This window comes from Streptomyces sp. NPDC058469 (genome assembly GCF_042721125.1).
Lineage (GTDB): Bacteria > Actinomycetota > Actinomycetes > Streptomycetales > Streptomycetaceae > Streptomyces.
In genome coordinates this window covers 1-5668 of record NZ_JBHXME010000302.1, presented here as the reverse complement: position 1 = coordinate 5668, position 5668 = coordinate 1, and the positions used below count along the sequence as shown (strand labels likewise).

The following is a 5668-nucleotide window of genomic DNA, read 5'->3' as shown; positions in this document are numbered from 1 at the left end:
GTGTGATCGTCGCCGCGGACAAGGACGTGGACCTGAGCCGTTTCGTCGGCAAGCGGGTCCTGGGCGGCTGCTGTCGTAGATCAAGGGATTCACCAGATTCACCAGATGAGGACGCCGCCGCCGATGTCACGGGCGCGCCGGGCGGCCGCCTCGATGTTGTCCAGGCGGCTCTCGACGAGGTCGGGACGCTCGCCGACCGCCGCGGCGACCGGTTCGAGGTGCGCCCGCAGCAGCGCGAGCTCGCGCAGGAAGTCCGGTACGTCCGAGGCCTCGACGTACAGGTCGCTGGAGGCCAGCACGGGAAGGTACGTGGCGCCCAGCGAGCGCACGGGCGCCGAACCCCACACGGTCTCGCGCCAGTTCTCGAACCCGGCCGAGTCGTTGCACCCCTCCGGAACGTCGAGCACGTTCCACTGGCCGTCCGCGTCACGCAGGAACACATCCACAGCCAAGGTCATGACCGCAGTGGACCACCGGTCGACCGGCCGGTCCACCGGTTACGGGTAAAGGTCACCCTCCGAGTGGAGGTCACTCCCCGAGCCGCGGCAGCACCCGCTCCGCGAACAGCCGCAGGCTGCGCCATCCCTCGTCCACCGGCATCCCGCCCGCCAGCGGATGCAGGACGAGGTTGTCGAGCCCCAGCGCCACGCACTCGTCCGGCGTGAGGATGCGGTACACGCCCTCCGCACGCAGCTCGGCCACGGTCGTGGCCCCCGACTTCACCGCCGAGCGGATGTCGCCGGACTGCCAGGAGGCGTACGTCCGCGCCTCGTGCAGGAAGTGCGCCCCGTACTCGGCCCAGGCGCGGTCCGGGTCCTCGGCGATGTGCAGCAGCGGGGTCTCGGCGCCCGGCATCATGGTCCAGCCCTCGGTGCCGTACTCGACGAGCCGGTCCTTGTAGTACGCCTCCAGGTCGGGCAGGTGCGCGCTGGGGAAGAAGGGCAGGCCCAGACGCGCGGCGCGACGGGCGGCGGCCTTCGAGGAGCCGCCGACCAGGAGCAGGGGGTGCGGGTCGGAGAAGGGGCGCGGGGTGACCCGTACCGTACGGCCGCGGTACTCGAACTCCTCGCCGGACCAGGCCTTCAGGACCGTCTCCAGCAACTCGTCCTGGAGCTTGCCCCGGCGCTTCCAGTCCACGTCGAACTGGGCGTACTCCTCGGGCCGGTAGCCGATCCCGGCCACGGTCACCAGCCGGCCGCCGCTCAGCAGATCGAGCACGGCGATGTCCTCGGCCAGCCGCAGCGGGTCGTGCAGCGGGCCGATGACCGCCGAGACGGTCACGGCGATGTGCCGGGTCGCGCCGAACACCGCGCCCGCGAAGGCGAAGGGCGACGGCAGCCAGTTGTTGGCGACGCCGTGGTGCTCCTCCGTCTGCACGGTGGTGATCCCGCGTTCGTCGGCGTACGCGGCCATCTCCAGGGCGGCCCGGTAGCGGGCGCTCAGCGAGGCGGGGGTCGCGCCGGGTTCGACGAGGTTGAAACGTACGACCGAGACGGGCATGGAAGGTCCCCCTTCGTGTGTGGTGGGGGACGGTAGCTGACGGTGCATCAGATGGCCATGGTGATGACTACGGCCGTCCGGGCTTCCTCGTGTGTACGAGGTCGGGGGCGCCGACGCCCCGGCCGCGCCCGCGCTGGGCCCCGGCGAGACCCATGACTGATACTGGGTGGGTTATGGAAACCGTCATCCTTGCTGTAGTCATCGCCGTGGTCGTGCTCGGTGCGCTCGGCGGGCTCGTCGTCGGCAGCCGGCGCAAGAAGCCGCTGCCCCCGCCGCCCACCTCCGTGCCCGACATCACCGCCCCGCCGGCCGAGCCGCACGTCGGCGACGAGGCCGAGACCCCGCGCGACGAAGCGCGCCGGACGATAGAGGAGGTGGATCTTCCGGACGGTTCGGCCCCGGCCGCCGTCGAGGAACCCCTTGTACTGGACGTCCCCGAGCCGACCGCCGGACGGCTCGTCCGGCTGCGCTCCCGGCTCTCCCGCTCGCAGAACGCGCTCGGCCAGGGGCTGCTCACGCTCCTGTCGCGCGAGCACCTCGACGAGGACACCTGGGAGGAGATCGAGGACACCCTCATCACCGCCGATGTCGGCGTCGCGCCCACCCAGGAACTGGTCGACGCGCTGCGCGAGCGCGTGAAGGTGCTCGGCACCCGGACCCCGCAGGAGCTGCGCGCACTGCTGCGCGAGGAACTGCTCAAGCTGGTCGGCACCGACGTCGACCGCACGGTCAGGACCGAGCCCGAGGACCGCAAGCCCGGCATCGTGATGGTCGTCGGGGTCAACGGCACCGGCAAGACCACCACCACCGGCAAGCTCGCCCGTGTGCTCGTGGCCGACGGGCGGACCGTCGTGCTCGGCGCCGCGGACACCTTCCGTGCCGCCGCCGCCGACCAGTTGCAGACCTGGGGTGAGCGCGTCGGCGCCCACACCGTGCGCGGGCCCGAGGCCGGCGATCCCGCCTCCGTCGCGTTCGACGCGGTGAAGGAGGGCAAGGAGATGGGGGTCGACGTCGTCCTCATCGACACCGCCGGGCGGCTGCACACCAAGACCGGTCTCATGGACGAACTCGGCAAGGTCAAGCGGGTCGTCGAGAAGCACGCGCCGCTCGACGAGATCCTGCTCGTCCTCGACGCCACCACCGGGCAGAACGGCCTGGTGCAGGCCCGCGTCTTCGCCGAGGTCGTCGACATCACCGGCATCGTCCTGACCAAGCTGGACGGCACGGCCAAGGGCGGCATCGTGATCGCCGTCCAGCGTGAACTGGGCGTACCGGTGAAGCTGATCGGGCTCGGTGAGGGTGCGGATGATCTGGCACCGTTCGAGCCGGAGGCGTTTGTTGACGCCCTTATCGGCGACTGACGTTCCGTGGGTTGCGCGGTTCTTTTGTCCGCGCACCGGTGGGGGCTGGTCGCGCAGTTCCCCGCGCCCCTTACAGGGGCGCTGTAGTCGCCCCCGTGCGAAAAAGTGCCCGCCCTCAACTCACGGTTGGGGACGGGCACTTCGTCGTTTACGGTTATGCGCGCGACCTGTGTGCCACATACGCCAGCGTCCCCAGCAACAGCCGTGCCGCCGGTGGCTTCGTCGCCGAGTCCAGCGCGGGGGAGCGGAGCCAGCGGACCGGGCCGAGACCGCCTCGGTCGGAGGGTGGGGCGGTGATGTGGGTGCCGGGGCCCAGGCCGCGCAGGTCGAGGGAGGTGGGGTCGTCCCAGCCCATGCGGTAGAGCAGCACGGGGAGTTCGGCGGCGGCGCCGGGGGCGACGAAGAAGTGGGCGCGGTGGTCGGGGGTCGCCGCGACCGGGCCGAGCGGGAGGCCCATCCGCTCCAGGCGGGCCAGCGCGCGACGCCCGGCGGGCTCGGCCACCTCGATCACGTCGAACGCGCGCCCCACCGGCAGCATGATCGCGGCGCCCGGCAACTCGGCCCAGGCCACGGTGACTTCGTCGAGGGTCGCGCCGGCCCGCACCTCCGGCGCGAAGGTCAGCGGATGCGCGCCCGGCGTACGGCATTCCGTGTCGCCGCACGAGCACGCGCCACCGGCGGCCCGTGCTCCTGCGACCACGTCCCAGCCCCAGAGTCCGGTGAACTCGGCCACCGCCGTGCACTCCGACGCGCGGCCGCGGCGGCGCGTGCCGGACCTGATGTCGCGGATACCCCGGCTGCTGCCGATCGTGAAGCCCATGCCCCCTCCAACGGGTCCGACGCACCGGTGGTTACGAGACGGATGCGTGCAGTCACTCTGTGTTCACGCCTGCCCCGCGCCGCGTGTTCCAGGCGGCGTCCAGGAGCACCCCGGGTGGTGTGCTCGACGGCACGCGCCCCTGCGTGCACCGCTACGCCCACCTCCGGCCGTCCTATGTCAAGTGAATCGTGCGCGGACAACCGTAGGTTCATTCGAAGGGGTGGCGAATGGTGGCGTTTCCGCGATCGCCGTGGCTGGACGGGTGATCGTAGGATTACTTTGAGTGCACAAGTCCTCGGGGCACATGCGCTTGTGGGTATGCCGGAGGCAACTCGTCATCTCGTTCGAAGGGTGACAAGTGCGGGACGGGAAGCCGTATTTACCGGCATTCTGATAGGGCTTGGCGCACAGCGGCGACAAGTGGTTCCAGGGATGGGGGCGTTCCAGTGGGCGGCAACGGCGGAAGCGGGACAACCGCGGCCAGTACGGAGAAGCGCCCCAATGAGCTGCTCGGCTCGTGGTTCGTGCGCAGCGGCTGGTCCAAGGGTGAGCTGGCGCGTCAAGTGAACCGCAGGGCACGGCAGTTGGGGGCCAACCACATCTCCACGGACACCTCGCGCGTACGCCGCTGGCTGGACGGCGAGAACCCGCGCGAGCCGATCCCGAGGATCCTCTCGGAGCTGTTCTCCGAGCGCTTCGGCTGTGTCGTCTCGGTCGAGGACCTGGGGTTGCGCGCGGCCCGCCAGGCACCCTCCGTGTCCGGCGTCGACCTGCCGTGGACGGCCCCGCAGACGGTGGCCCTGCTCAGCGAGTTCTCGCGCAGCGACCTCATGCTGGCGCGGCGCGGCTTCCTCGGGGCCTCGCTGGCCCTGTCGGCGGGACCGTCCCTCATCGAGCCCATGCAGCGCTGGCTCGTCCCCGGCCCCTCGGCCCACCAGCCGGAGCCCGAGCCGGTGAGCGCCTCCCGGCACGTCGGGCGGCTCTCCAGGCCGGAGTTGGAGCTGCTGGAGTCCACCACGGCGATGTTCCGCAAGTGGGACGCCCAGTGCGGCGGCGGCCTGCGCCGCAAGGCGGTCGTAGGACAGCTGCACGAGGTGACCGACCTCCTCCAGGAGCCCCAACCCGAGGCCACCACCCGCAAGTTGTTCAAGGTCGCCGCCGAACTCGCCGAGCTGGCGGGCTGGATGTCGTACGACGTGGGGCTCCAGCCCACCGCGCAGAAGTACTTCGTCCTCGCCCTGCACGCCGCCAAGGAGGCGGGCGACAAGCCTCTCGGGTCGTACGTCCTGTCCAGCATGAGCCGGCAGATGATCCACCTCGGCCGGCCCGACGACGCGCTGGAGCTGATCCACCTCGCGCAGTACGGCAGCCGGGACTGCGCGAGCCCGCGCACCCAGTCGATGCTGTATGCGATGGAGGCCCGCGCCTACGCGAACATGGGGCAGCCCGGCAAGTGCAAGCGGGCGGTCCGGATGGCCGAGGACACCTTCGGGGACGTACACGACTGGGACGACCCGGACCCGGACTGGATCCGCTTCTTCTCCGAGGCCGAGCTGTACGGCGAGAACTCGCACTCCTATCGCGACCTCGCCTACGTCGCCGGCCGCAGTCCCGCCTACGCCTCGCTGGCCGAGCCCGTCATGCAGCGGGCGGTGGACCTCTTCGCCAAGGACGAGGAGCACCAGCGGTCGTACGCACTCAATCTCATCGGAATGGCCACCGTGCACCTCCTGCAGCGGGAGCCCGAGCAGAGCGCGGTGCTGGCGACGGAGGCGATGACCGTCGCCAAGAAGGTGCGCTCCGAGCGCGTCAACACTCGTATTCGAAAGACCGTCGACACGGCGGTCCGTGACTTCGGTGATCTGGCCGAAGTCGTCGACCTCACCGACCGGCTCGCGATCGAGCTGCCGGAGACCGCCGAAGCGGTCTGACAACCCCAAGCCCCGGCCGCGGCCGGCCCTCCCGAACCGCCCGACTCGGCTCCCCC

Annotated in this window: 5 protein-coding genes; 2 read left to right on the top strand and 3 right to left on the bottom strand. The window is 70.9% G+C overall.

Going from position 1 to position 5668, the window contains the following annotated elements; all coding sequences use genetic code 11:
- Window positions 1-98: 98 nt before the first annotated feature.
- Both ACFWP5_RS51615 and ACFWP5_RS51610 read right to left on the bottom strand, forming a co-directional pair.
- Window positions 99-458, bottom strand: coding sequence for a hypothetical protein (locus tag ACFWP5_RS51615; RefSeq protein WP_384174148.1), 360 nt, complete (start codon window positions 456-458; stop codon window positions 99-101).
- A gap of 70 nt (window positions 459-528) precedes the next feature.
- Window positions 529-1500, bottom strand: coding sequence for an LLM class flavin-dependent oxidoreductase (locus tag ACFWP5_RS51610; protein ID WP_384174145.1), 972 nt, complete (start codon window positions 1498-1500; stop codon window positions 529-531).
- Between the two features lie 173 nt (window positions 1501-1673).
- Between ACFWP5_RS51610 and ftsY the strand changes: the two genes are divergently transcribed.
- Window positions 1674-2861: a signal recognition particle-docking protein FtsY gene (gene ftsY, locus ACFWP5_RS51605; protein WP_384174142.1), complete on the top strand. Its 1188-nt coding sequence runs from the start codon at window positions 1674-1676 to the stop codon at window positions 2859-2861.
- Between the two features lie 154 nt (window positions 2862-3015).
- Here ftsY and ACFWP5_RS51600 read toward each other — a convergent pair whose 3' ends face one another.
- On the bottom strand, window positions 3016-3681 hold the full coding sequence (locus ACFWP5_RS51600) for a bifunctional DNA primase/polymerase (RefSeq protein ID WP_384174138.1): 666 nt from the start codon (window positions 3679-3681) through the stop codon (window positions 3016-3018).
- Between the two features lie 446 nt (window positions 3682-4127).
- On the opposite strand from ACFWP5_RS51600, the gene ACFWP5_RS51595 reads away from it, so the two are divergent.
- Window positions 4128-5612 carry a hypothetical protein gene (locus ACFWP5_RS51595; protein WP_384174135.1) on the top strand — a complete coding sequence of 495 codons (1485 nt, stop codon included), beginning with the start codon at window positions 4128-4130 and terminating at the stop codon, window positions 5610-5612.
- The last annotated feature ends 56 nt before the right edge of the window (window positions 5613-5668 follow it).

Excerpts from the sequence above, each read along its gene's own strand:
- ACFWP5_RS51600 (WP_384174138.1), bottom strand. The coding sequence starts at position 3,681 with ATGGGCTTCACGATCGGCAGCAGCCGGGGTATCCGCGACATCAGGTCC.
- ACFWP5_RS51615 (WP_384174148.1), bottom strand. The coding sequence starts at position 458 with ATGACCTTGGCTGTGGATGTGTTCCTGCGTGACGCGGACGGCCAGTGG.
- ftsY (WP_384174142.1), top strand. The coding sequence starts at position 1,674 with ATGGAAACCGTCATCCTTGCTGTAGTCATCGCCGTGGTCGTGCTCGGT.
- ACFWP5_RS51610 (WP_384174145.1), bottom strand. The coding sequence starts at position 1,500 with ATGCCCGTCTCGGTCGTACGTTTCAACCTCGTCGAACCCGGCGCGACC.